Below are 26,929 nucleotides of genomic sequence, written 5' to 3' on the forward strand. Positions count from 1 at the left end.
GGGGGGACGAAGAGAGAGCGGGCACCCGTTCACGAGGGGCCGTGGTCCTCAGACCCGACCCGCAACCGCAGACCCCCGGCCGTGCAGGGTCAGCGCCCGGCCCAGTGCGGCGAGCGCGGCCGTGCAGGCCACGGTACGCACCAGGTTGCCGGTGTTCCACCGACTGCCGAAGCCGGCCCGGGCGACCGCCAGGTCGGGTCCGGCCTTCGCCAGCCGGTTGTTCAGCGGAATGTTGACGGCGGCCGTCACGATCAGCGACAGCCCGTACAGCGCGAAGGCGAGCCATCCCCACCGGGCGGCGTCCAAACGTCCACCGCGCTGCTGCTGCGCAGCGGCCAGGCCGGTGGCCACGAAGACCCCCAGGAACACCAGACCGAACAGGCCGTTGTCGATGGCCGTGTTGATGTTGCGCATCGCAGTGACGTAGGTGTGGTCGTCACCGCGGCCCAACCCCGGCATGACCGAAATGTCGAAGGCGAAGTACAGCCCGGCCATCAAGCCGGTGCCGACGGTCGCCGCGACCAGGGTCACGGACTGGGTCGTCGTACTGGTCACGTCAGGAGTCCTTTCAGCGTGCGCTCGTACCGGCTGCGCAACAGCGTCGCACCGATCAACCGGACAGGAGGCGGAATCGTCGCGGAAACACGGGCGACCGAGGCGGACGGCGCCCCGTCGAACATCCACGGCTGAAGGTACGTCATCACCCGGGCCGGCGCCGTGCGGATCAGCGCCCGCTCCTCGGCGAGATAGGCACGCTCCCCGAGCCGGTCGAAGACCGGAAAGACGATCCCCTCCTCGTCCCGCAGGTGCTCCCGCAGCACCTCCTCGAAGCGGGCGGCAGCCGCCACCAACCCGTCGCCGCCCCGCTCGATCGCAACGGACACCGCATCCATCGCCGCATCCAACGCGCGGTGATCCTCCTGGAGTTCACCCGCCTGCGCGTCGAAGTCGGCGTCGCGGCGGCGCAACGAGGGCCACAACACGTCGTCCTCGCTGGTGTGGTGCCAGACGATGACCTCCCGCAACCGCTGCCACCACGGCGCACCGGAAGCGCGCCAGGTCGGTGCAGCGGCCCGCAACCGGGCCGCGTCGCGTCTCATGGCGACGTGCATCAAGGCGAAGCCGTGGAAGTGGGCGGGCAACGAAGCCAGACCGTGTTCGCTGGAGAAGGGCTGCTGGGGGGTGGGCATCGGACCTCCTGCAAATCGGTGCGCCGGCGTGCGATCAGCGGTGCCGAGCACGTACGGCGCGGTGGTGCCCCGCACGGTTCCACTCCGACGGTACGCACGCGCCCCGAGGGGCCCGCCCTACCGCTTCCACTCCGTCCTACCGCACGCCACTGGAGTGCCGGTGGTGTGCGTGCTGCGTGCCGGGGCGACCGGGGCGGCGCCGAAGCACCGCCCCGGGCCCCTGGGGCGATGCGGCCCTCACGCGTTCCAGACGCCGCTGGCAGCAGCCGCACGGGCGAAGTCGGAGAAGTCCTTGGGCTTGCGGCCCAGGGCTTCTTCCACGCCGTGGACCAGATGGGCGTTGCGCCCGTCCAGGATCATCGCGAACAGGTCGGCGAAGTCCTCGGGAAGACCGTTCTCCCGAAGCACCGCCCGGTACTGCTCATGGGTGACCGAGACGTAGGAGATCTCACGGCCGGTGGCCTTGGACAGCTCGGCGGCCACGTCGGAGAAGCTGAGCAGACGCGGACCGGACAGCTCGTAGGTCTTGCCGATGTGCCGGTCGTCGGTGAGCGCGGCGACCACCACGTCGGCGATGTCGTCGGTGTCGACGAAGGCCTCCACGGCGTCCCCGGTCGGCAGCGCGATCTCACCGGCCAGCACGGGCTCCAGGAAGAAGCTCTCGCTGAAGTTCTGGTTGAACCAGCTGGAACGGACGATCGTCCACTCGGCACCGGTCTTCTTCACGCACTCCTCCCCGGCCTGAGCGGCCTCCTCACCACGACCGGAGAGCAGCACCAGCCGGCGCGCTCCGCGGGCCACAGCTAAACGCGAGAAGGCATCGATCTGCTCCGTGGCCCCGGGGAAGGCCAGGTCGGGGTAGTAGGTGATGTACACCCGGTCGACCCCTTCGAGCGCCGCCTCCCAGGTCTCGGGGTCCTGCCAGTCGAAGCCGGGCTCGGCGCTGCGCGATCCGACGCGCACCGGACGACCCAGGGAGGTGAGCCGCTCGACGACTCTGCGTCCGGTCTTGCCGGTACCTCCGATGACGAGGGTGATCTGGTCGTTCTGCGTGGTCTGCGTGTTCTGCGTCATGAGTACAGTCAATGCCATTTCGGCGAGACGAGCCATAGCTGCAAAGCTCATCTGCATACGCGTGCGTCCACCGAAGCTCGCTCATCCGGTCGAACGACGCACCGCGGTACGCCACCGGACCCCAGGCGGTACCGGCCCCTCCTGCCCGGCCGGCGGGCCCGTGACCGCACCGCCGGCCCGGACCCCCGACACCCCCGGGCGCAGCACGGCCGGCAAGCCCGCGCACCCGACCCGTCAGAAGTTCCCCAGGCCACCGCACACGTTCAGCGCCTGCGCGGTGACCGACGAAGCCAGATCGGTGGTCAGGTAACCGACGAAGCCGGCGACCTCCTCCGCGGTGGAGTACCGACCGAGCGGGATCTGCGCCTCGAACTGCCCCTGGACGTACTCCTCCGTGGTGCCCCACGCCGCCGCATAGCCACTGCGCACCCGTGCGGCCATCGGCGTCTCCACATAGCCGGGACAGACCGCGTTGACCGTGACGCCCGTGGGAGCGAGCTCCTTGCCCAGGGCCTTGGTGAAGCCGACCACGGCATGCTTCGACGCCGAGTACGGCGCCCCCAGCAGCACCCCCTGCTTGCCCGCGGTGGAAGCGATGTTCACGATCCGCCCCCACGAGGCCTCCGAAAGCCCCCCGGCGTTGAGCACCTCGCGCGTCAACATGAACACGCCGTTGAGATTGGTGTCGATGACCTCGTGCCACAGCTCATCGGTGATGCTCGCGGTCGCCCCGCCGCCGCTGCGCCCCGCATTGTTCACCAGGATGCTCACCGGCGCACCGTAGGTCGCCACCGCCGACGCGACCAGGGCGGCGACGTCCGCGCGCTTGCGCACGTCGGCGACCATGCCGTCGACCGTCAGCCCCTCGGCGCGCAGCTTCGCGACCGTCCGCGTCACCGCAGCCCCGGTGCGCGCACAGAGGAACACCCGATGGCCGCGCCCCCCCAGGTCACGGGCGACGGCCAGACCGATGCCCCGCGTGGCGCCGGTGATCAAAGCCACCGGCCGCTCGGGAGCCTTGCGCGCCGCTGCCTTCGTCGGCTGTGCTGTCATCTCGAAAGGCCCTCCTGCCTGCCGCACGTCAACCCCTCGGAGCGTGTCCGACCCCGCTGGGAGCCCACTGGAAAACCGTTGGTGCACCAATCTTGGAATCACCCGCTGCGCACGGTCGTCACGCAGCTGACCGTCCGCAGCGCAATCGACGTGCCGTTCGCCGACGGTCGGCCCGCCCGCCTCCGCACACCCGCGCCGCCCCGACGGCAGCAGCCCGGTCGAGACCGTCGAAGCCCCCCCGCACCCCACGGGCATGCCACCCGCACCGGCGCACCGCGCCCCCAACCGGTCGGGCGGCCCTGTTGACCACCAAGGGACGCCCCCCGCCGAAGGACACCGGGTGCGCGCAAAGCGCTCCGCGCACCCGGTGCCGACGTCACCACCCCTTCGCGCCGGCCACGGGACCCCGGCACCGGTGAACGCGCCGGCCGGTCACCGTCCCAGTCGCACCGGAAGTTCCTGCGGCCCGTTGGAGATGAACGACTCCACCCGGCGCAGGCTCGCCGGCTCCACGGCCAACTCCAGCCCCGGGAACCTCTCGAAGAGCCGCTGCACCCCCACCACGGCCTCCAGCCGAGCCAGGGTCGCACCCAGGCAGTAGTGCGTTCCGAACCCGAAGGACAGGTGCTCGCCGCGGGTCGCCCGAGTGACGTCGAACCGGTCGGCGGCAGGTCCATGGACCTTCGGGTCGCGTCCCGCCGAGGCGAACGACACCACGATCGGATCGCCGCGGGGAATCACCACCTCGCCGACCTCGATGTCCTCCACCGCGAACCGCATCACCGCGTAGGCGGCGGGCGGCTCCAGCCGCAGCGCCTCCTCGACCGCGTCCTCCCAGGAAGCGAGCCCCTCCCGGATCAGGCGCAACTGCTCCGGATGGCGCAGCAGTTCCAGCACACAGGTGCAAATCAGGTTGACCGAGGTCTCGTACCCGGCGGTGAACAGCAGGATCAGATTGTCGATCAGTTCCTTCTCGCTCAGCCCCGCCCCGGCCCCGCCGCGCTCCGTCCCGGTCTCGTCCCGCGCCGCGATGAGCGCGGTGGTCAGGTCGTCACCGGGGGTTCGTCTTCGAAAGGCGACCAGATCCGCCATGGTGGAGTAGAGCAGGTCGGCGTTGGCCCGGGCGTCCTCCGCGGTGATCGCCGTGTCGAAGAACCCCTTGATGACCTTGTGCAGGGGAGCCCAGGAATGCTCCGGTATCCCGAAGACGTCGAAGACGATGCGGGTGGGCAGTTCGTGCGCGAACCCCGCCCGCAGGTCGACCGGCGTCTTTGCGGCCGTCTCCGCGAGCTGCTCCAGCAGGGTCTCGGTCACCTGCTCGATCCTCGGCCGCATCCCGGCGACCCGACGCGAACCGAACGCGGCGGCCACCGGCCTGCGCAACCGCGTGTGCTCCGCCCCGTAAGCGGTGATCATGTTCTGTACCGAGACCCATATGGCCAGCGGCCACTCGGCGCCCACCTCGCCATTGGCCCACGCCGGCCAGTGCCGGTACGCATCCTTCGACACCCGGGGATCCACCAGCAGGCGGCGTATGGTCTCCGCTCCACTGACCACCCAGCCCGTCACCCCACCAGGCAGTACCACCCGGGTTGCCGGGCCCTTCTTGAGCAGATGTGCTGCCTCGGCATGAATGTTCGTGCCGGTGGGATCGATGGTGAACGGACACTGGCGTGTCATCAGGATCTCCATGGTCTGGGCGAGGTCTGCGACAAGGCACGTCGGGCAAACAAGGGGCGGTGCTTCGGCAGCGGGCTCCCGCGCACGGGTGGAAACCGCCCGTCCGATGTGATCTCACCAGCGACGGCCCGGGCGCGGCACCAGCACCTGCCGTCCGTCAACGGCGTGTGATCACCCCCCCTTTTCACGGGAGGCGACCCTAGCCCCCGACGCCATCCGGGAGATGCTAATACCCCGACGGATCGGCAAAGAGGAAAGGAAGCGAAGGACCCTCCGGGGCGGTGCGCGCCCCGGCACCCGATGGCCCCGACCGGAAGCCGGCCCCGCCGATCGCCCGTCGAAGTCCCGCGCCTTCCGGCCGCCGCGGGCCGTGGGCGGCGCCCCCCCCGATCCGCTGGCGTGCCGAGCCCGAGGTCCCGAGGGCACGGCCCCCCACGGCCGCCCGCCGGCGCACCACACCACCACGGCCTCCCCGTTGCTCCCCGCACACCCGTAGGTTTCCCTGTCCGTGCCCGGCGTCGCCAGACCTTCCCCCGGCGTGGCGGCCACCACCTCCCGCGCCGTCACCGGTCCCCCCCGCCCGCCCGACTGCCGCACCGTCCCGTTCGCCCCCACCGAAGGACCGGCGCTCCTGCCCCACTGCCGCCCCGTGGCGCTGGACGGCCAGCACGTCGGCTCCGACGAACCCTGCCCACGGAAAACCCGATCAAGCCGGCCCCGCCCCCGTCCGTCACCCACCCCGCGACCTGCCTCCTTTTCCTGCCGCCGGCAGGCTGACTTATCGTCACAACTGCCTCCGGACAGCCACTTCGACCCCCCATCACCTTGTGTTACGGTCACGCCGTGACGACAGCGAGCAACCCCTTACTTGTCGGGAAATCAGCACTCATAACCGGTGCCAGCACCGGTATCGGTGCCGCAGCGGCCCGGGTTTTTTGCCGAGAGGGCGCCGCCATCACGCTCGTTGCCCGTCGTGAATCCCAACTGGCTGACATTACGAGCCAGTTGCGTGCAGAAGGGCACCAGGCGCAGTACGTGGTGGCGGACGTCACCCGCAGTGAGGAAGTCGCGCGCGCCGTCTCGGCCGCAGTGACCGCCTACGGCCGCCTCGACGTCGCCTTCAACAACGCAGGCGTCGGAGCCGAACCCAAACCGCTGCACCTGCTCGACGAAGAGGTCTACGACACCGTCATGGACACCAACGTCAGGGGCGTGTGGAACTGCATGCGCCACGAGATCCGCGCGATGCTTCCCCGGGGCGGCACCATCGTCAACAACAGCAGCACCGCCGGCCTCGTCGCCACACCGGTCACCGCCGCCTACATCGCCTCCAAGCACGCGGTCCTGGGCCTGACCAAGGCCGCTGCCACCGAATACGCCGCCCAGGGCATCCGGGTCAACGCCCTCGCCCCGGGATCCACCCGCAGCGAGATGGTCGACACCTGGCTCCGCGACAACCCCGACATGGAGCAGCACCTCCTGCAGTCCGCCCTCGTCCCGCGCATCGCGGAACCCGACGAGATCGCCGAAGCCGCCGCATGGCTCTGCAGCGACCGTGCCTCCTTCGTCGTCGGCACCACCCTTTCCGTCGACGGCGGCTGGACCACGCGCTGAGCCACCAGGGCATCCCAACCCCGGCCAGGACGGCCAGGACGGCCTGAACGGCCCGCACCACACGCGCCCCGGGCCACCACACCTCTTCCCCGGCAGCACCGGTCAGCACCGGTCAGCACCCGAGCACGCAAGGCCGCCGCCCCCACACCCCGCAGCCGCTCGACCCCGGGTCAGCCCCCGGCCTGCGTCACCCGCAGTTGCCGCAGCAGACCACCGTAGTCTTCGTCGTCGTCACTGATGAAGAGGGGAAAGGCACCCGAGACCAACGCCACGCCTTCGACCTTGAGCCCCGAGCTCCGGGCGAGCATCTGCGGCGGCTCGACCGCAACCAGTTCCGCGCCCAGGGGCCCACCCCGCTCGACCGTGGCCGCGCGGTAGACGGCGCTGTCGAAGGGACCGAGGTCACCGGGGTCGTATGCGGACGAGACGTACACATCTCCCTTCGCGTCGATGTCGAGACCCGAAGCGGGACGCGCCCCCGGCGGCTCGGGCGCGGTGAACGACACCGACGTCCACTTCCGGCCGAAGGCCAGCGCACCGCTCTTGCCGACCGTCAAGCGCGTCATGTGGATGCGGGTGGTGTCGCTTCCCTGCGCCCGTTCGGCATACACGAAGTAGTCCCGCCCCCCGACCGTTGCGACCGCCGTCGCCTCGACGTTGGTGAGCGGCTCGGGCGTCTTCGGCCACGGAGCCGAGCCCACGACCTCCACGTCGAGGTCCTTGTCCCACCGCGCCAGATAGATGGTGGGATCGAGGTCATCCCCATCAGCGCCGCTTTCGACCAGCAGGGCCTCGTCCCGGCCGGGAAGCCGGGCGATGCTTTCCAGGTCGTTCGGCACGCTGGGGAAGTCCACGCGAAGCTCCTTGACGGCGATCCCGTCGGTGTCGACGGGCGTCCACACGATCGCAAGGCGCGGCAGGTCGCGTTCCGCGTCGTTGTCCCTGGCGTCGTGGCAGACCAAGAAGACCTCCCGTGACTCCGCATCGCGTCCGGGACCGACGAACCCGCGCTCAGTGGCGAGCCAAGCGATGCCGCTGAACTCACGCGGCGCCCGGTACCGGCTCCCCCCGGGAGACGACACCTCGGTGGCCCTTTCAACGCCGCACGCGGCCAACACGAGGAGGTTCAGTCCGACGACGGCGGACAACAGGCCGCGCGTCAACAACCGACGTCCCATCAGGTGTCCCTTCATCGCCCGGTACGCACCGTCATGCATTCCGGCCCGTTCGGGACGCTAGGGCAGAGGACGCCCGGTTCCCACCAGGCGCCGCCGCAACATCACCGGTCTGGCCGCGAGGAGCCGCCACGTGAGACTCCCCACGGACCCGACGACCGGCGCCGGCGGACCGGATCGCCCCCACGGCGAACGCGAAGGGGAAGCAGAACCGCTGGGACTTCTGCCTCCCCTTCCCGAAGGTCGTTCGCTACGGATCGAGCAACGCGAAACGGGACTTCGCGCGGAGCATCACTCGAACGCCGGCGGCGCACCGTCGAGCTCGGCGAGGTCTTGGGCGGTCAGCTCCAGGCGCGCCGCTTGGACATTGGCCCGCAGGTACGACAAGCGGGTGGTGCCGGGAATGGGGATGACGTGCTCTCCCTGAGCGAGGGTCCAGGCGAGCGCCACCTGCGCCATGGTGGCGTCGTGGCGCTCTGCCACCGTGCGCAGGGGAGCGAGGACCCGTTGGTTCGCGGTGCGCGCCGGAGAGGTGAAGCGGGGGTGGCGGGCGCGCAGGTCGCTGGCGGGGAAGGAGGTGTCCGGGGTGATGGTGCCGGTGAGGAATCCGCGCCCCAAGGGTGAGAAGGGGACGAACAGGGCGTCGTTGCGGGCGCACCAGCCGACGATGTCCTCCTCGTGCGCCTGCTTGCCCAGCGACTGACGCGACCACAGGGAGAGTTCGGACTGGACGGCGGCGACGGGGTGGATCCGATGCGCCCGCTCGGCCTCCTGGACCCGGACCTCCGAAAGGCCGAGATGGCCGATCTTGCCCTCCGCCACCATCGCGGCGAGGGCACCCCAACTGTCCTCCAGGGGGACGGTCGGATCGACGCGGTGCAAGTAGCACAGATCCACGGTGTCGGTGCGCAGCCGGCGCAGGCTCGCCTCCACCGCGTTGCGCAGCTGGGCCGGTCTGCCGTCGCGGTGCAGCGTCATGGTGGCGAGGTCGTCCACGACCAGACCGACCTTGGTGGCGAGGAACACCTCGTGACGACGAGGTGTGACGGCCTGCCCGAGCAGCGTCTCGTTGTGCCCCTCCCCGTACACGCCGGCGGTGTCCAAGAGCGTGATGCCGAGGTCGACGGCCGCGTTTAACAGCGAGGCCCATGCCCGGTCGTCACCGTGCGGACGGGTATACATCCAAGGACTCAATCCGGCACAACCCAGGCCCACTGATCCCAGTTGCCGTCCGGTCGGCCGGAAGAGCCTGGTCCGTGCGCTCATCAGTTGCTCGCCACTGTTTCGCACCACGCCACAACACCCACTCATGATCGTTCCGAACGAATCGGAACCACCCTAGCCACGTGAAGACGGCCCTTCGGGGCGTCGTTTGGCCGCAGTGGTGCCCTGCGGGGGAGCGGCGGCAGGGCAGACCCCGTCCGGTTGCCGGTGCCGCACCCCGATTGACCTGGCGACGGGTGCGCACGGACCGTGGCGCACCGGCACCGGGAAGCGGGTGGCGAAAAGCCGTGACGGCCTCGAACAGACCGTCACCTTCCCCGCCCGTACGCGGGGTGGCAGGTCGCACGGAACCGAGGAACCGACGTGCCCCACGGACGCCCCCGCACCCGCCCCCGTCCTCGGCCGAGGACCGAGGACCGAGGACGAAGGGCCCGTGTGCCCGGACCTGCGGTCACCGCACGGGCCGGTCAGACCTCCACCATCACCTGATCCAGCGCCTTCCGCTTCAGGTCCGGCACCTGACAGTCCTCCGCCGGATAGCCGACCGGGATCACCGCGAAGGCCTTCTCGTTCTCGGGCCGCCCCAGCACCTGGGAGAGGAAACGCATCGGGCTCGGCGTGTGGACCAGCGCGGCCAGGCCCGACAGGTGCAGGGCGGACAGCAGCATGCCGACCGCGATGCCCACGGACTCGTCCACGTAGTAGTGCTTGCGCTTGGCGCCGTCCTCACCCAGCCAGTACCGCTGCTGGAAGACCACGATCAGCGCCGGGGCGTCCGTCAGGTGCGTCTTCACCGCATCCGTGCCCAGCGGGCGCAGGGCGGCGAGCCATTCCTCGCCGAGCCTGCCGTCGTAAGAGAGCTGCTCCTCACGCTCGGCCTCCTCGCGGATGCGCCTGCGGATCTCCGGGTCCCGGACCACGACGAAGGTCCAGGGCTGCTGGTGGGCACCGGACGGTGCCGTGGCCGCGCAGGCGATGGCGTCCCGCACGACCTGCTCCGGCACGGCGTCGCAGGAGAACCGGCGCACCGTGCGCCGCTGCCCCATCCGGTCGCGCAACTCTGCCGAGCGACTGAGGGACTCCGCCGGCTCCATGCGCTCAGGACGGTAGGGGACCGGCTGGTACGGGGCGCCGTGGGTGGGCTCCCAGCGCTCTTCGGTGGTGACTGTCATGGGGGAGAGTCTGGTGTCCCCGGCCCCCGGTTCCAAGAGTGGGGACGCACCGGAAACGGCACCCGTGGTTCCGTGGGCACCGCCCGGACGGCGCACCTTCGGCCCCCGCGTCCCTGACCGATCCGAGCCGCGCGAAGACGATCACCACACCCACCCCCACGGGCGACTGCACCCCCTCGAAGACGGAGCCACCGTCTTGCGCACGGCCGGTAGGCAGGTCCTGACGACGAGGAACGCCACGTGCGGATCGACCACGGCGCCCAAGAGGTCCTGCACCACGAAACGCGCGACCTTCCGACCCGTACCCGAACCAGCCGAAGCATCGATGAAAACAGCGGGGCGGGGACACCACCGATCTGGCGCGGCTGCCCCAGCGGAATCCAGCGGGCTACCCCGATCCAGGGCCCTCGTCCGTCTGGGCATGCAGCGGCACAGGTCACCCCTCTGCCGTGCCGCGGCCCGGCGCGCTGCCTCGTCCCGGGTGCGCAGCCACGGACGAACGCGAGGGAACACACGTCCCGGACGCGCAAGGAAACTCCACGGCCGAGCCGAGCACCGGCAAGCCCCTTCCAGCACGCCATGCCGGCGACCGAGGCGCTCGGACACACGCCGCCGCCGACCGCCGCGCAGCGAGCCGGACCAACGGCTGCGCCGCCACTCTGCGCAGTCGATCGACGCCGCGCTGGCGGGGGACCGTGCAGCGCCTGGTTGCGCTCGTCGCCGCTCACTGACCGGGCGTGGCGGTTGTGCCGGCCGTCCGCACCGATCTGCCCTCCCGATCAGCAGGCGCACACAAAGAACGGTGCCGGCGGATTTCGCGCGGGCATCATGCTGTCATGACGGACGACAGCACCAATGGCTTTCATGCGGGGCAGACCTGCCTCATCGTCAAGGCGCCGGAGGCGGAGCCGGCGGTCCGCGTTTGGCGCGAACGGTTTGACCCGTCGGCCCGGGCAGGCGTGCCGGCACACATCACGGTCCTCTTCCCGTTCCTCGACGACAGCCGCATCGACGCGTCCGTCCACTCCACCCTCACGGACGTGCTCGGCAGCCACCGTGCCTTCGACCTGCGGTTCGAAAGCTGCGGCCGGTTTCCCGGAGTGCTGTATCTCGATCCTGAGCCAGACGCGCAGCTGCGACGGCTTACCGAGGTGATCGCAGAGCGGTGGCCCGAAGCCCCTCCCTACGGCGGCCGGTTCACCGAGATCGTGCCCCACCTGACCATCGCCGAAGGCCACCAGGACGCGGTTCTCGAGCAGATCGAGTCCGAGCTGCTCGACAGACTCCCCCTGACGACCCGCGTGTCATCGGTCGACCTCATGGCCTACGACGGCACGCAGTGGCGAGAGCGGGCCTCGTACGCCCTCCGTGAATGAGCTCCACGGGCACGGGCGCCCGTCACCCCGCAGACCAAAGCGTGAAGAGGCCCGACCCCACCGGCCCGTGATACCGCTCCACCCCACGAGGAGAACCGGCGTGCCCAACAGGCCGCACCCCAAGGACGCCCTCGACCACCTGCGTGCCGAGCTGGCGGCCGGAGGGGCGACGACGACCGAAAACACCACTCGGGACGCATGGCTCGCCTTCATGCGCTTCGGGCGCACACGCTTTCACACGGCACCCACGGCCGACTCCGACGGCCTGCTCCTTCAGTACGGCACGTACGCCTTCAGCGGGCGCCCGATGTTCGCCGTGAACCTCACCAGACAGATCAACATCAGTGACGACGGCGAGCACGACCGCCATGTGCAAGTCCACTGCGAGCTCCGCTACACACCAGCAGCGGATGTGGACGCCTGGGGAAGTTTCCACTCCTGGTTCTTCCACGACAGCGATTCCGACCGCGACGGTTGGTCCGCCGCCATGGAGGAGCGCCTCATCCCGCTCTTCGGCCGCCGGCCCGCCGACCTCGACCGGTACGAGGAACCGACATGGCCGTTCCCCTGACGCAAGCCCGCACCCCAGAACGTGCTCGGCCCACCGGTGCCGCTCAGCGCGAAGGACCAGCCCGGAAAACCTGCCCGGCCCGTGCCGTCATCCCCGCACGACCGTCCCTCGAAAGGCCCGTGCCGCGTCAACGACCCGGCACACTCCGCACGCAGAACACGACGCCCCGTCCGACCCACGCCCTCCACGAGGAAGAACCCCGCCGCCCGGTTAGCCTTGTCCGCATGTCAGAGCGTGTCATGCCCGGCCGCACGGACGGCCTGATCACCCTGGGTGCCGCGGACGCCCTGTGGACTGGTCTGACGGCCGACGGCGCCGTACCCACGGCTTCCACGGCGCTCACCTCCCCTTCCGCCCGCGCCCGGAAGGGATACGTCCTGCTCGGCGCCGATGTGGTGACGACGGTGAGGACGGACGACGGCCGGTGGAACGTTTTCGAGGCGGAGGTGCGCCGGGCGGCTGCCCGACTGAACGCCGTCCCAATGAACCGACAGGACCTGGTCCGCATCGGCCCGTTCGGCAAGTCACCCAAGCAGGACTTCGCCGAGGAAACACCACTGCGCTGGCGCCAACGCATCATGGCCGAACTGCAACAGCACCGCGACCCCCCGCAGCCGGCACACCATCCAGCCGACCGACCGCACCCCCTGGCGGGGATCGACTGGCGACAGACGCTCGTGGAGCAGACCCGCAACACGACACAACGAACCTGGTGGCTGCCGCGCGCCGTGGTCAGGCTGCTGGACGCAGCCGAACACGCCGAAACGCAGTGGGCACGCGCCACACGGCCCCACCGGACGATCACCACCGCCCCCGAGCCTCCCCCTCACCCCCGACCGGCCCACGTCCCCGACCGCCGGCAGACCACGAGCCCCGAGGACACCACCACCACACCGCGCCCCTACGGCGCAGAACTGGAAGGCCAGCTGTACTCGGTGCTCAGCAGGAAGCCCGGCACCTCCCGCAGGGTGGCCGGCTGGGCGTGCGCCGTCTGCCGCACCTCGCCCGCCACCGTCCTCGACCACTGCCACGAACACGGCTACGTCCGCGCCCCCCTCTGCCAGTCCTGCAACACCCAAGAACGCCCCGACCACCTGTACGCCAACGACATCCGCGTGGCGAACCGCTACAACCGCCTCTTCCACACCCACACCGACGCCTGGCTCCGCCACTGGCACCGCTGCCCCGGCTGCCGTGCACGCACCACCCTGCCGTTGCCGCACCTCGCCGCATGGACCGCCCACATAGCCTGCCGATCGCTGCGCCCGACCCACCGAGCCCCCCGCGGGCGCAAGCCCTGCGGGCTCCTGCGCGTGTCCTGGACGGGCAGCCAGAACACGCCCCGTTCCTGCCTGCTCACCGTCACCGTCGACTCCTGCCCCTCCGGCGAGCACCGTGTCCTGGCGCGAGTGCCCTACCGCGAAGCCACCGAACGGTTTCGCACCTGGCTGGCCGACACGGCCCCCGCCGTGGCCGCCGCGGCCGGCCCCGATCGCTTGGACGACCTTCCCGCCCAGGCCCGACCGGTCATCGCGGACACCAGCGGCGAAGGCCTGGCCCTGTTCTGAGGGGCAGGGCGACTCCAGGCAGCAGTCGGGCCGTCCGGTCCGGCCGACTCCACACGGCTCGAAGGTCGAGCCCGCCGCTGCCCAGGCCACGCGGACGGCCGGGATCGAACAGCCCCAGGAGGGGTGGTCCACCACATCGTGGAGACGGACCGCACGGCGAGCGTTCTTCAACCTGCCCGTCAAATCGGTCAGTTGAGACCAAGGAGCCCCGAGGCCCGCCGACGGAGTCAATGGTGAGGACGGACGACTTCGCTATGAGCACGCGGGGATCAGCGAGGGGCGCGTCCTTTGCGGGAGGGACCGTAGGGCTGCCCCGCCGACGTCCAGTGCCACACTGATGCACGACCGGCTGCTGGACGGCAGCAACGACCTCGAGGCCGACCGGGCCCCAGCCCGAAGGAGGAACCATGGGACTGCAGTCCGTGATCGAGCACCGGGGAACGCTGGGACGCACCGAGTTCAGCGTCGTCCGCACCGACGGGGTACGGAAGTTGACCATCGGGGACTGGTCGACCACGCTCACTCCCGAAACCCAACTGCGCCACCGCAACCGGTGGCTTTGCATGGAGATTCGGGTCGCCCAACCGGGCCGCCCGGAGTTCGTGCACCGCTACCACATCAACTGGTTCCTCCAGCTCCACAGTCCCTTCGAGTGGGACTACTTGACTGCTGAAATGGACGACCCGGGGCTGGAGTTGGTGGAGTCGCTGGGCGGAGTCACGGACTGGATCCGAGCCGAGAGCACCTCCTGCTGAGGTTGAACCCGTGAGGTCGTCCGGTCGGGCCTGAGGGGCGGGCCGGCCCCGCCCGCGTGCCTCTGTTTCTCGCGAACGGGCAGGTCGCGTTCCGGCGAACCCGCAGGCCGTGCCGTCTGCTGCCCGCGCCCGAGAGGACGAGGTCTGACGTCATCGGCGTCGGCACCACCGTCCGCAATCCCTCCTACCGCCACCGCGAACCCCCCGAGCGCCAGCAGCAGTTCGACCGCGACCGACTCAGGACGAAAAGGGCTCATCGACCCGGGCCCGCAACCAGCGGGAGCGAACTCGTTCGGCAAGCCGCCGTTCGTTCCCCTGTCCGCGGGGGAAGCGGCCCGACGATGCTGAACCAACGGCAGGATTCCCGCGCTTCCGCATTCACGGCCGTCCGGCACGAGAAACAGATATTAAATTCAAATGGAAGGTGTACTTCGGGAGAATGTTCGACATCGCGAGAACGTTCGCTAACTCACCTTCACTGCGAAGGTGACGCACTCCACATGAATGTGCCTGAGTGCCTCTCCTTTTTTGGGGATCTTGAGTCTGTATTGCAGTCTTTTATCCCTCGGTAATTTCACGGTTGTGTCACAGGTGTGACGCACTGGGATGTAAGAGACCGAGGAATCATGATGGTTCACATACCCGCCCCGAAGGGGCGTGGGCGGCTCTGGTCCGGGGGGAGACTTCGCCTCGTCTCGGGGGCTCTTTCTCTGGCCTTGGCCGTGGGGCTGGTCGGGGGCAGCGAGGCGCTGGCCTCGCCCCGCGAGCAGGCCGCCGGAGAGCTGCAGCCGACTGCTGTCACTCAGACTGCTGACATCGCCTCAGCTCGCGTGGCGGCCCGGCTGTCGGGCAAGCGCGTCGAGGCCCTCTCGGAGCGCACGGAGACGTCGACAACGTGGGTGAACAAGGACGGTTCGCTTACGACGGAGCTGACCGCCGGCCCGGTCCGGTTCCAGGATCCGGTCACGGGCGACTGGCGTGACGTCGACGTCGAACTCACAGCCGCCGCGGATGGCTCTGTCGTGTCGAAGGCCCACCCGCAAGGGCTGAAGCTCGCGGGTGAATCCGGTACCAAGGCCGCCTCGCTGCGTGCCGCGCAGTCCGCTCCCGCCACGGATCTGGTGACCCTGGGCAGCGGTGAGGAGGCGATCACCCTGCAGTGGCGCGGCGGTCTGCCCGCGCCGAAGCTGGACGGCACCCGCGCCACGTACCGGGACGCGGTACCGGGCGCGGATGTGGTCGTGGAGGCCACGCGCACCGGCTTCGAGCAGTTCGTCGAGGTGAAGGCGAAGCCTGCCACCGGATTCTCGTACACGCTGCCCTTGAGGACCAAGGGGCTGAAGGTGGAGCAGCAGCCGGACGGCAGCGTGCTGTTCACCGACAAGAAGTCGAAGAAGACCGCGGTGATGCCCGCCCCGGTGATGTGGGACGCGACGGTCGACCCCGTCTCCGGCGAGCACACCCGCCGGGTCCCGGTCGCGATGAAGGTCGTCAAGGCCAAGGGCGGCGTCGATCTCGTCGTCACCCCGGACGCCGAATTCCTCGCCGCCTCGGAGACGAAGTACCCGGTCACCGTTGACCCGTCAACCTCATCGCTGGGCAACCTCTTCGACACCTACGTCCAGCGGGGAGAGACGGTCGACTGGTCGGCCGACACCGAGCTGGACCTGGGCAACCCGGGGACGAAGAACGCCGACGGCACCTACCGCACCGCGCGCTCGTTCATCACCTGGAACACGGCGCCGGTCGCGGACGCGCTGATCGCCGACGCGACGCTGTCCCTGTGGAACTTCCACTCGGGCAACGCGCCGGGCTGCGCGACCCAACCGTGGGAGGTGTGGACGGCGAACAACGCCTCCACCTCGTCGCGGTGGGCGAACCAGCCGGCGATGGTCACCAAGATGGCCACCTCGACCGAAACCAAGGGCAACGCGTCCTGCACGGCGGACGGCTGGATCAACGCCGACGTCACCAACCTCGTCCAGCACTGGGCCAACAACAAGTGGCCCTACTCCGGGATGGGACTGCGCGCCTCGGACGAGAGCATCGTGGCGCAGTGGAAGCGCGTGAACTCCGCGAACGCCGCCTCGAACCCGCCGAAACTGACCGTCACCTACAACTACCGGCCCCGTACGGGCACGAAGCAGGAGGCGGGCGCCCCCTTCTTCTCCTACGGCGGCGCGTACGTCGTCAACACCACGACGCCCGTCCTACGCGACACCTTCGTCGACGCCAACGGCGACAAGGTCAACGGCACGTTCCAGATCTTCGACTCCGCCACCAACGCCCAGGTCGGCAACGTCATCGTCTCCCCCTGGGTGAACTCCGGACAGGTCGCCTCCGTGACCGTTCCCGCCGGTGTCCTCACCAACGGCAAGACGTACAAGTTCCGCACCTCCCCCTACGACGGCACGCACTACAACCTGGGCTGGTCGGAGTGGAAGACCTTCACGGTCGACACCACCGCCCCCTCCGCCCCCACCGCCATCACCTCCACGGACTACCCGTCCACCTCGTGGGTCAAGGGAGCCGGCCAGGCGGGCACCTTCAACGTGACCCCGCCGTCCGGCACGGACCACAACTGGCTCGAGTGGTCCCTGGACGGCGTGACCTGGACCAAGGTCACCACCGGGGGCGCCTCCGGCGCCAAGGCCATCTCCATCACCCCGCCCAAGGACGGCACCCACACCCTCCAGGTCCGTGCGGTCGACAAGGCGGACAACAAGTCCGAGGCGATCGACTACACCTTCCACGCCGGCCCCGGCGGCTTCGTCCAGCCGGCCGACGGCGAGCGCACCGCGCGCCGCCTCCCGCTCCTGGCCGAGGCCGACGGCTCCACGTACGACAAGGTGTCCTTCTCCTGGCGCCGCTCCGAAGCCGACGCGTGGGTGCAGATCCCCGTGGGCGACGTCACCTCCGGCGGTGCGCCGCTGGCCGCGTGGCCGGTGCCGATGACGGCCGGCAAGAACGCCGCCCTGGTCTGGAACGCCACCGACACCGTCGACCCCGACGGCACGGTCCAGATCAAGGCCGACTTCACCGGGCCCGGCGGTTCGGGTTCGACCCAGCCTCTCTCCGTCGTCGTCGACCGCAACGCCTCCGGCGCGGCCACGGACGAGATCGGCCCGGGCTCGGTGAACCTGCTCACCGGTGACTACTCCCTTTCCGCGCAAGACGCCTCCGCGTTCGGTCTGTCGGTCTCGCGTACCGCCTCCTCCCGCACCCCGGACAAGGGGGGCAAGCAGGAAGGCCAGGCGCCGATCTTCGGCAAGGAGTGGGTCTCCGGAACGACCGCCGAGGCCACGCAGTCGGACTTCTCGCACATCCGGCGGATCTCCGACACCGCCATCGCGGTCGTCGACTCCGAGGGCGAGGAGACGCACTTCACCGCGAACGCGGCAATGAACGGCTGGGTCCCCGAGACCGGCGCCGAAGGCCTGACCCTCACCGGCAGCGTCACCGGCTCGTTCACCCTGTCCGACACCGAGGGCACGGTGACCGAGTTCACCAAACCGGACACGGCTGCCACCACCTGGCAGGTCTCCTCGACCCTGCTGGACGGACTCGCGGACACCACGACCACCGTGGTCTCGGAGCTGGTGACCGTGGACGGCAAGAAGCTGGCCCGGCCCAAGCGGATCACCGCCCCGACCTCGGCCACGTCGGCTGCCACGTGCACGGCGACGCCGTCCACCAAGGGCTGTCGTGCTCTGGAGTTCGTCTACGCCGTCTCCACCACCGCCACCGACCTCGTCTTCGGGTATTTCGCCGGCCAGGTGAAGGAGATCCGACTGTGGTCCACCGAGCCGGGCGCCGCAGCGGCCACCGCCAAGGCCGTGCAGACCTACGCCTACGACGCGTCCGGCCGCCTGCGCCAGGCGTGGAATCCGCAGATCAGCCCGGCACTGAAGACCGAATACTCCTACGACACGGCAGGCCGGGTCACCGACCTGACTCCCGCTGGGGAACTGCCCTGGACCTTCACCTACGGAAAGGCCGGCGCCGCCGCCACCGCCGGTGACGGCATGCTCCTCACGGCATCCCGTCCCGGCCTCCAGCAGGGCACCGAGGACGTCGAGTCCGGCACCGCGTCCACCTCGATCGTGTACGACGTACCGCTGACCGGCACCACCGCCCCGTACGCGATGGGTGCGGCGGACGTGAAGGCGTGGGGGCAGTTGGACGCCCCGACCGACGCGACCGCCGTTTTCCCCGCCGACGCGGTCCCGGCCTCGAACGCCGGCAACGGCCTGACGGCAGGCTCCTACACGCGCGCCACGATCAACTACATGGGCGTCTCCGGGCGTTCGGTCAACAAAGCCACCCCCGGCGGCCACATCTCCACCACCGAGTACGACCGCTTCGGCAACACGGTGCGCGAACTGTCCGCCGGCAACCGCGAGGCCGCCCTGGGCATCAGCGCCGCCGACAGGGCCGTCCAGGCCGACCTCGGCATCGGCCAGCTCACCACAGCCGAGCGTGCTGACCTTCTGGCCACCAAGTCGGTCCACAACGAGACGGGCACCCGTGAAATCGAGGAGTTCGGCCCACTGCGGTGGATCGACCTCACTGCCGATCTGAAGTCCGGAACCACGACCCTGGTGTCCTCCGGAACGTCGGTGACGGGCCGCTCGTGGACGGTCAACGAGTACGACACCGGACGTCCCACCGACGGCACGGCCAAGGTCAAGGACCAGATCACCAAGGTCACCACCGGTGTCGAAGTTCGTGAACACCCCGGCATCCAGGGCGAGACCCGCGTGGTGCAGACGGTGTACGACTGGGCCAAGGGGCTGGCCACGCAGACCGTCAAGGACCCGGGTGGCCTGGCGATCACCGCCACCACCGAGTACGACTCCCTGGGCCGCGTCGCGAAGCAGCGGCTTCCCGGAGCCACCGGCACTGATGCCGCCACCCGGGTGACCACCTACTGGTCCGCGACCGGCACCGGCACCTGCCAAGGCCGCCCCGAGTGGGCCGACCTGGTCTGCTCCACCGGCCCGGCCGGCGCCATCACCGGCGGCGGCAGCAACCCGGCCCAGTTGCCGACCACCACCACCGAGTACAACTGGTGGGGAGGCCCGGCCAAGGTCACCGAGACCGCGAACGGCGTCACCCGCACCACCACGACCACCTACGACGACGCCGGCCGCACCACCAAGGTCGCCATCACCGGCGGAGCCGGCCAGGCGGTCCCGGAGACGACGACCGAGTACGACCCGGCCACCGGCCGCGCCGTCAAGACGGTCTCCCCGACCGGGGGCACCCTCACCAAGACCTTCGACGAGCTCGGCCGCCAGACGTCCTACACGGACGCCGACGGCGGTGTCACCAGCACCGAGTACGACCTGCTCGACCGACCGGTCAAAGTCACGGACAACACCCCCTCAACCGTCACGTACACCTACGACCACGCGGCCGAGCCACGCGGCTTGGCCACGAAGACCACGGACTCCGTCGCCGGTGTCTTCCAGGCCACCTACGACGCGGACGGCTCCGTGGCGAGCGAGAAGCTGCCCGGCGGCTACACCGTCACCACCAGCGAGGACACCACCGGCGCCGCCCTGAAGCGCACCTACACCCGTGACGGCGACGGCACCGTGATCTACGCGGACACCGTGACCGAGTCCGTCCACGGCCAGGTCACCACACATGCGGGCTGGTCCGACCAGAAGTACGGCTACGACGCGACCGGCCGCCTCGTCACCGTCGAAGACACCGCCGACACGATCTGCACCAAGCGGACCTACGCCTTCGACAACCGCACCAACCGCACCTCGCTCACCGCCGCGGCCGGCGCTCCAGGCGCCGACTGCCCCACCACCGGAGCCACGACCACCAGCCACGCTTACGACAGCGCCGACCGCCTCGTCGACTCCGGCCACGTCTACGACGCGTTCGGACGCACCACCACCGTCCCCGGCCACGGCACGCTCGCTTACTACGGCAACGACCTGGCCTACCAGCAGACCGCGAACGGCCAGCGCCAGACCTGGCAGCTCGACGCCGCCCACCGCTTCCGCTCCTTCACGACCGAAACCGGCAGCGGATCCACATGGAGCCAGACCGGATCCAAGGTCAACCACTACGACGACGGAGGTGACAACCCCCGTTGGATCACGGAGGACAGTGCCACGGGCGCTTTGACGCGCAACGTCGAGTCCGCCTCGGGTGACCTGGCCGCCACCACCAGCAAGACCGGCAACACCGTCCTCCAGTTCACCACCATCCACGGCGACGTGGCCCTCCAGCTCCCCCTGGACACTTCCCAGGCCCCCGTCGCCCTCGACACCGACGAATACGGCAACCCCCGGGCCGGTCAGACGGCCACCCGCTACAACTGGCTCGGCGCCAAGCAACGCTCCACCGAGACCCTCACCGGGCTCACCCTCATGGGCGTCCGCCTCTACAACCCCGGCACCGGCCGCTTCCTGTCCACCGACCCCGTCTACGGCGGGGGCGACAACCGCTACGGCTACCCCGGCGACCCCGTCAACCAGTTCGACCTCGACGGGAAGAACTGGTTCAAGAAGAAGTGGAGGAGCTTCAAGAAGAGCAAGTTCGTCCGCTGGAGGGGCTGGCGCACCGTCTGGAAGGTCGGCGCCATCGGCGTCGGTGTGGCCGCAGCCCTCGGATGCGGCGTCTCCATCGTCTGCGGCATAGCAGCCGGAGCCGCCGTCGGAGCCATGGGCTACTGGGGCAGTTCGGGCAGGAAGACCTGGCGGGGCACGCTCTCGGCTGCCGGCTGGGGCGCTGCCGGCGGCTTCTTCGGCCGCACCTGGACCAACGCCATCAAGGTAGGACGATCCGGTAAGTTCGCTGGCGCCGCGTACTCGCGGGTGAGGACGTACCGCGGCTGGCGTTCCTACAGGAACATGCGCTTGTGGCGGACCATGAACTGAGCATCCGAAGGGTGGGGGCGCGCCCCCACCCTTCCCCGCGCCATCCACGGCACCAAACAGGAGCAACCATGAACAGATGGACGGCATACGGAGCCATCATCGCGGGCGTAGTGCTTCTCGCCCTCTACGTGTCCGACACCATCACCACGACCCCCTACTCGACCTTCGCCATCCTCGCCGGCACCGGCCTCGTCGTTGACGGGATTCGAAGGCTGTACCACCTCCGACGTTCGAGGAATCCCCAGAACCCGTAACAGTCGATGCGGGAGGGCCCGTCAGTTCGCTGACGGGCCCTCCTTGAGTCGTCACACCCCAGCGACCGTTCGCTGCATCGCGCCACCGCCCAGTTCGACGCGGGAGGCCGCCCCTCCCGACAGGACGCCGTCGCCCGCCTGTTCGTCGCCGCCTTCGCGATCGTCGAGCCCGCCGCGGGAAGCGAGGCCCGGGAGGTCCAGCGGTGAACCGCGAGGAGGAAGGAACGGGCGGTTTTGCACGGTCCGCGCCGTGGGGGCCCACCCGCATACGGGTCGCATGCGGGTGGGCGCTCGCCTTCGTGGGGCTGCACCTTTCCTGGGGTCTCGGCGGCGATGCGGGGCTGAGCGTCTTCGCCGGCCCGCTGGCCACCGAGCGCCCGCTGTGGTTCGTCGTCGCTGGCCTGTGGGGCGTGGGCGGGCGCTGCCTACTCGGCGCCGCTCACACGGCTGCTCACCCGGCCTGATCTGCGGAGGACGCCCGCTGCATGGGCGAGGTGGCTGGGATGGGGCGTCAGCGCGGTCCTGCTGAGACGCGTCATCGGCATCGAAGTGATGCCGCTGACGGGCACCGTGCACGTGGACGCCTCCGTGAGCGAACAGCAGCGGGCCTGGACACTGGCCCTGTGGACCCCCTGGTCCATCGCTGGAGGACTGGCCTTCGGCCTCGCCACCCTTCGCGCCAGCAGGCATACCGGCGCAGAACCGCCACTTGCCTCCTCGCCAGGCTGAACGCGGCCGGCGAGCTGGATTGGTCCAGAACCCGTGCGGACGGCTCCCGCGTCCATGCGAAAAAGAGGGGGAGCCAACACCGGCTCGTCGCCGGTCGACCAGCGACGAGCCGGGCGGCAAGCACCACGTGGGCAGCGACGGCCGGGGCACTCCGCTCAAGGCCATCACGACCACGGCCAACGTTAACGACGTCACCCAGCCCCTTGCCCTGGTCGATGGCGTCCCGCCCGTCGCCGGACGCCCAGACCACCCCGTCGACACCCCCGGGCTCTGCTCGGCGACAAGGGATGCGACTTCGATCCCACCGTCGTGAGCTGCCCGCACGCCGGATCCTGCAGGTCGTCTCCCGCAGAGGTGCCCCAACCATCGACAGCCCGGGCAAACTTCGCTATGCCGTCGAGCAGACCTTTGCGCTGCTCCACCGCTTCAAACGACTCGCCGTCCAACGGGAACGCCGCACCGAACCCCACGATGCCTTCGTCTCCCTCGCCCGCAGCCCCATCTGTTACCGACGGCCCAAGAGAGCTGCCGCTCCATGATCGCAGGAGCCCTCATGGCGGCAACGTCCCTCGCAGAGGGGGGCAGGTGCCCCCGGGCACCCGCCACGCCCCGTTCCGTCCTCGTCGTCGACCGGGCGGCGCAGGACCGGCCACCACAGGGAGCGGCCCAGGAGGGCGGCCAGCGCCGGGACCAGGGCGAGGGAGAGGACGAAGGCGGAGAGCAGGATGCCCAGGGCCGTCGCGAAACCGACCTGCTGCGTGGCCGGGGCCGGGTTCACCGCGAGGCCCGCGAAGGAGGCGGCCAGGACCAGGCCCGCCGATGCGATCGCCGGGGCGGTGTGCCGGACGGCCCGCGCCACGGCCGCCCGGGCCGGGCCCGGGCGGGCCATCTCCTCGCGGATCCGGTCCGTCACCAGGATGTTGTAGTCGGTGCCCAGGGCCACCACGAACAAGAACAGCACCAACGGCAGCGTGAAGTCCACGCCGGCCCGTCCCAGTCCGTGCTGGAAGACCAGCGTCGAGGCTCCCAGGGTGGCCGCGAAGCCCAGGCCCACCGCCAGCATCAGCACCACGGGCGCCAGCAGGCTGCGCAGCAGCAGGAACAGGATCACCGCGATGAGCGCCGCCGCCACCGGGAACACCACCTTCAGGTCCTTGCCGACGGCCACCGCCACGTCGGCGAACACCGCCGCCGTACCGCCCACATGCACCTCCGTACCCGCCGGCCGGTTGGCCGCGACCGCGTCCCGCACCGGACCCGACACCACGTCACGGGCCTCCTGCCCCAGCGGGTCCGCGTCGAGGAAGAGGTCGATGCGCACGGCCCGCCCGTCCCCGCTCAGCACGGGCGGGGCCACCTGCCCGACGCCCTCCACCGCACCGAGCGCCCGGACCAGCCCGTCCAGCCCGGCCACGTCCACCGGCCCGCCGCCGACCGCGGTGACGAACACCCCGGCCGGGCCCGACACGCCCGCGGGCAGGCTCTGGGCGATCTCCGCGGCGGTTTGCGCGGCGGCCGTCCGCTCCTCCCCGGCCGCCCGGCCGCCGTAGTCCATCCGCATCCCGGCCGTCCCCGCGGCCAGCGCCCCCAGCACCGCCACGCACACCAGGACCAGCGCCGCGGGCCGCCGCACCGTCCACGCACCGGTCCGGGCCGCGGCCCCGCCCCGGGCCGGCCGGTCCAGGGAACGCGAGGGCCAGAACATCCGCCGCCCGCACACCGCCAGCAGCGCCGGCAGCAGCGTCAGGCTGCCCAGCAGCATCACCAGCACCGAGACCGCGATCGCCGGACCCAGCACCCGGAACTGGCCGAAGGCGGCCACGCCGAGCGTCGCGAACGCCGCGACGATCGTCAGCGCCGCCGAGGTGATCGCCGTACCCACCCGGCCCGCGACCACCGCGGCCGCCTCCCGCCCCGACTGCCCCGGATACGCGCGCAACTGCTCACGGAACCGGAAGAGGAGAAACAGGAAGTAGTCCACACCGATCCCGACTAGCACGACGTTGATCAGCCCGGGGGTGGAGGGCGCCAGCCGGATCCCGCTCAGCAGGGCCCCGAGCACCACCGTTCCCATGGCGGCCCCGCCGATCACCGTGACCGCGACCAACGGCAGCAGCGCGGCCAGCACGCTCCGGAAGACCAGCACGTGCAGCAGCACGATCACCCCGACCATCACCAGGCCCACCACCATGGAGCGGATCTTCTCCGCGTCCTGGTCGTCCACCGTCGACGCCAAACCCCCGGTGAACCCGGTCCGCAACCCTGCCACCTCGAACTCGGACCGAGCCTCGTCCCGAAACGCCCGGTACGTGGACTGCACCCCCGGGTCGGCGGGGTTGCCCTTCAACTCCACGGACAACAAGCGCAGCTTGCGGTCCGGTGACGTCAGCGCGGGCGTCACGTGCGGCCGCTGCGAATGGTCCTCGGCCAGCACCGGCGGGGTGTCCTCGTCCCGCGGCATCGTGATCCACCGGCGGGACAACGCCGCCGCCAGACCGTCGATGCGGCGCTCGTCGGCGGCGGTCAGCGCCGCCCCGTCCCGACGGGCCACCAGCACGGTCAACGGCTCCACGTCCGGCCGCGCCCCGAAGTGCCGTTCGGCCACCTCCAGAGCCGCCGCCGAGTCGTACCGCTCGGGCAGGAAACCCCCCGTGCCGGGCTGCGAGGCCCGGAACACGAACGCCTGCCCCAAGATCGTCAGGGCGATGCCGAGCACCGCCCACAGGGCGATGACCTTCCACGGACTTCGCGTCGAGAAGCCGGTCAGGGCGCGGACCACAGAACCTCCGTACGCACGTTCCACCCGCCGGACCGGCAGGCGGCTCCGGGCACTTCCCGGACTGCTCCCAGACCATCAGCGGGCAGGCCCCGGATCATCGGCGCGCAGGAGGAGCCCGGGTACGGGACTCCGGTCCGCGGCACCCCTTTCGACCAGGACCAAAGTACTGCTCGGCCCTCCGCCCCCGGGAGGACACACCTCCCGCCCCACCAGGGAGAATGGAAGCTTCCGCCCCCGCCGCGCGTCCCTCCGGGCACCCACGAGGGGGCCGGGACAACGGGTGGACACCAGCGCGGGACGGAGCAGACGGGCATGCCGATACGGGGCAGGAGCACGAGCGGGGACGCGGACGCGAGCGAAGGCACGGGGACGAGCAGGCCAGCGAGATCCGGCACCAGCACCATCACCAGCACGGGTACGGGCACGGGAAGGGGAACCGACGACACCCCCACCCCCCTCTCCGCTCCCGCCCCCGAGCGGCTGGCCTGGGACCGCGGAGACGCCCTGGTCGCCATCGGCACGGCGGCCGTCGACCTGATCGGCTACTCGCTGGGCGCCGCCGACCAGGGGCGGCCCCTGACCCTGGCCGGCTGCGCCCTGCTGGTCCTGGCGGCCCTGTGCCTCGTCCTCCGCCGCACCCGCCCGCTCACCGCCCTGACCGGAGTGCTCGGCCTCGGCACGGTCCTCAACTTCGCGACCACGCTCCAAGGACACTTCACCGCCGCCCTCGCCGTCGCCCTGTACACCGTGGCCCGGCAGCTCCCGCTGCGCCGATCGCTCCCCGCGGCGGCCGTGACCGTACCCGCCTCCCTGGTCGGCCTGTCGGGCGGGCTCTTCGATCCGGCGGTCCTCGGCAACCTGGTGGCGGCGGCCCTGGTCACCGGCGCGGGCGTACTGATGCGCCGCCGGGCGCAGGAGGCCGCCGCGCACCGGCTGCTGCTGGCCGAGGCCGCCGTGGCCGCCGAACGCCGCCGCATCGCCCGCGAGCTGCACGACATCGTGGCCCACCACATCACCACCATGCAGCTGATGGCCGGCGGCGCCCGCGTCAACCTCGCCCGGGACCCGCAAGCCGCCCGCCAGGCCTTGGTCACCCTGGAGGGCTCGGGTCGGATGGCGCTGCGCGAGATGCGGCAGCTCCTGGACGTCCTGCGCGCCGGGGAGGAGCCCGAGACCGGCCCGCCCGCCGCACCCCAGCCCGGCACCGCCGACCTCGAACGGCTCGTCGCGGAGGCCCGGCAGTCCGGCACGGACACGCGACTCACCGTGGACGGGCCGGTCCGCGACCTGCCGCCGAGCGTCGGCCTGACCGCCTTCCGCGTGGTCCAGGAAGCCCTCACCAACACCCGCAAGCACGCGGCGGGCGGCGCCCGCGTCCGGGTCCGACTGGCCTACGGGGCCAAACACCTCACCATCGAGGTCCACGACGACGGCGCCGGACGCACCACCGACCGCGGCCCCGCCGCCCCCGGCCCCTCCGTCCGTCCTTCCAAGACCCCGGGATACGGTCTGATCGGAATGCGCGAACGCGTCGCCCTGCTCGGCGGCACCCTGGAGACGGGCCCGGACGGCACCGGCGGCTACCGGGTCACCGCCCGCCTCCCGGCCGCCGCCGACGAAGACGACGCGGGCCCCAAGGCCGCCTGACCCCGACCAGGGGGCAGGACCCGCACCGCGACGCCCACCGCACCCGACCATTCCACCGGAACCGGAAGGACCCCCGTTATGTTCTTCGCGGTCCTGCAAGAGGGCCGCTGGCCTCCGGGCCCGGCATGACTGTGTCCCCCTGTCGAACGGATGACCTGGGGGGTGG

Annotated in this window: 18 protein-coding genes; 9 read left to right on the forward strand and 9 right to left on the reverse strand. The window is 70.6% G+C overall.

Translation table 11 applies throughout. The features are described from left to right. Nucleotides 1-48 precede the first annotated feature (48 nt). From ACFW2Y_RS12100 to ACFW2Y_RS12120, 5 genes are all read right to left on the reverse strand, one after another. Nucleotides 49-555, reverse strand: coding sequence for a DUF1772 domain-containing protein (locus ACFW2Y_RS12100; RefSeq protein ID WP_384876863.1), 507 nt, complete (start codon nucleotides 553-555; stop codon nucleotides 49-51). Continuing rightward, nucleotides 552-1,190: a hemerythrin domain-containing protein gene (locus ACFW2Y_RS12105; RefSeq protein ID WP_384876865.1), complete on the reverse strand. Its 639-nt coding sequence runs from the start codon at nucleotides 1,188-1,190 to the stop codon at nucleotides 552-554. The genes ACFW2Y_RS12100 and ACFW2Y_RS12105 overlap by 4 nt, the downstream gene beginning before the upstream one ends. A gap of 237 nt (nucleotides 1,191-1,427) precedes the next feature. Next, entirely contained in the window at nucleotides 1,428-2,264 is an 837-nt protein-coding gene (locus ACFW2Y_RS12110) for an NAD(P)H-binding protein (protein WP_384876867.1), read from the reverse strand. Between the two features lie 234 nt (nucleotides 2,265-2,498). Then, nucleotides 2,499-3,317, reverse strand: a complete 819-nt coding sequence (locus tag ACFW2Y_RS12115; protein WP_384876869.1) for an SDR family NAD(P)-dependent oxidoreductase — start codon at nucleotides 3,315-3,317, stop codon at nucleotides 2,499-2,501. 432 nt (nucleotides 3,318-3,749) lie between these two features. Further along, nucleotides 3,750-4,997 (reverse strand): cytochrome P450, encoded by a 1,248-nt coding sequence (locus ACFW2Y_RS12120; RefSeq protein ID WP_384876870.1) that lies wholly within the window; start codon nucleotides 4,995-4,997, stop codon nucleotides 3,750-3,752. Nucleotides 4,998-5,840: 843 nt separating this feature from the next. Here ACFW2Y_RS12120 and ACFW2Y_RS12125 point away from each other — a divergent pair. Next, nucleotides 5,841-6,611, forward strand: coding sequence for an SDR family NAD(P)-dependent oxidoreductase (locus tag ACFW2Y_RS12125; protein ID WP_384876872.1), 771 nt, complete (start codon nucleotides 5,841-5,843; stop codon nucleotides 6,609-6,611). Nucleotides 6,612-6,781: 170 nt separating this feature from the next. On the opposite strand, the gene ACFW2Y_RS12130 is transcribed toward ACFW2Y_RS12125, so the two are convergent. From ACFW2Y_RS12130 to ACFW2Y_RS12140, 3 genes are all read right to left on the reverse strand, one after another. Continuing rightward, nucleotides 6,782-7,789 carry a hypothetical protein gene (locus tag ACFW2Y_RS12130; protein ID WP_384876874.1) on the reverse strand — a complete coding sequence of 336 codons (1,008 nt, stop codon included), beginning with the start codon at nucleotides 7,787-7,789 and terminating at the stop codon, nucleotides 6,782-6,784. A gap of 288 nt (nucleotides 7,790-8,077) precedes the next feature. Continuing rightward, nucleotides 8,078-8,968: an aldo/keto reductase gene (locus ACFW2Y_RS12135; RefSeq protein ID WP_384876876.1), complete on the reverse strand. Its 891-nt coding sequence runs from the start codon at nucleotides 8,966-8,968 to the stop codon at nucleotides 8,078-8,080. 509 nt (nucleotides 8,969-9,477) lie between these two features. Continuing rightward, the gene (locus ACFW2Y_RS12140) at nucleotides 9,478-10,182 is read right to left on the reverse strand and encodes a nitroreductase family protein (protein ID WP_384876878.1); all 705 of its coding nucleotides are present in this window, start codon (nucleotides 10,180-10,182) and stop codon (nucleotides 9,478-9,480) included. Between the two features lie 836 nt (nucleotides 10,183-11,018). Here ACFW2Y_RS12140 and ACFW2Y_RS12145 point away from each other — a divergent pair. From ACFW2Y_RS12145 to ACFW2Y_RS12175, 7 genes are all read left to right on the forward strand, one after another. Continuing rightward, complete coding sequence (locus ACFW2Y_RS12145; RefSeq protein ID WP_384876880.1) at nucleotides 11,019-11,558, forward strand: 2'-5' RNA ligase family protein; 540 nt, start codon at nucleotides 11,019-11,021, stop codon at nucleotides 11,556-11,558. Between the two features lie 100 nt (nucleotides 11,559-11,658). Further along, nucleotides 11,659-12,129 carry a hypothetical protein gene (locus ACFW2Y_RS12150; RefSeq protein WP_384876882.1) on the forward strand — a complete coding sequence of 157 codons (471 nt, stop codon included), beginning with the start codon at nucleotides 11,659-11,661 and terminating at the stop codon, nucleotides 12,127-12,129. Between the two features lie 224 nt (nucleotides 12,130-12,353). Further along, the gene (locus ACFW2Y_RS12155) at nucleotides 12,354-13,697 is read left to right on the forward strand and encodes an endonuclease domain-containing protein (RefSeq protein ID WP_384876884.1); all 1,344 of its coding nucleotides are present in this window, start codon (nucleotides 12,354-12,356) and stop codon (nucleotides 13,695-13,697) included. A 407-nt stretch (nucleotides 13,698-14,104) separates the two neighbouring features. Continuing rightward, complete coding sequence (locus ACFW2Y_RS12160; RefSeq protein ID WP_384876886.1) at nucleotides 14,105-14,452, forward strand: hypothetical protein; 348 nt, start codon at nucleotides 14,105-14,107, stop codon at nucleotides 14,450-14,452. Between the two features lie 716 nt (nucleotides 14,453-15,168). Beyond that, nucleotides 15,169-21,354 (forward strand): DNRLRE domain-containing protein, encoded by a 6,186-nt coding sequence (locus ACFW2Y_RS12165; protein ID WP_384876888.1) that lies wholly within the window; start codon nucleotides 15,169-15,171, stop codon nucleotides 21,352-21,354. Nucleotides 21,355-21,422: 68 nt separating this feature from the next. Then, entirely contained in the window at nucleotides 21,423-21,608 is a 186-nt protein-coding gene (locus ACFW2Y_RS12170) for a hypothetical protein (protein WP_384876890.1), read from the forward strand. 299 nt (nucleotides 21,609-21,907) lie between these two features. Beyond that, nucleotides 21,908-22,072 carry a hypothetical protein gene (locus ACFW2Y_RS12175; RefSeq protein WP_384876892.1) on the forward strand — a complete coding sequence of 55 codons (165 nt, stop codon included), beginning with the start codon at nucleotides 21,908-21,910 and terminating at the stop codon, nucleotides 22,070-22,072. A gap of 770 nt (nucleotides 22,073-22,842) precedes the next feature. Here ACFW2Y_RS12175 and ACFW2Y_RS12180 read toward each other — a convergent pair. Next, a complete protein-coding gene (locus ACFW2Y_RS12180; protein WP_384876894.1) occupies nucleotides 22,843-25,116 on the reverse strand; it encodes an MMPL family transporter in 2,274 nt (757 codons plus the stop codon). A 312-nt stretch (nucleotides 25,117-25,428) separates the two neighbouring features. Here ACFW2Y_RS12180 and ACFW2Y_RS12185 point away from each other — a divergent pair, with 312 nt between their 5' ends. Further along, on the forward strand, nucleotides 25,429-26,763 hold the full coding sequence (locus tag ACFW2Y_RS12185) for a sensor histidine kinase (protein ID WP_384876896.1): 1,335 nt from the start codon (nucleotides 25,429-25,431) through the stop codon (nucleotides 26,761-26,763). Nucleotides 26,764-26,929 lie beyond the last annotated feature (166 nt).

The organism is Streptomyces sp. NPDC058877 (genome assembly GCF_042742855.1).
GTDB lineage: Bacteria > Actinomycetota > Actinomycetes > Streptomycetales > Streptomycetaceae > Streptomyces.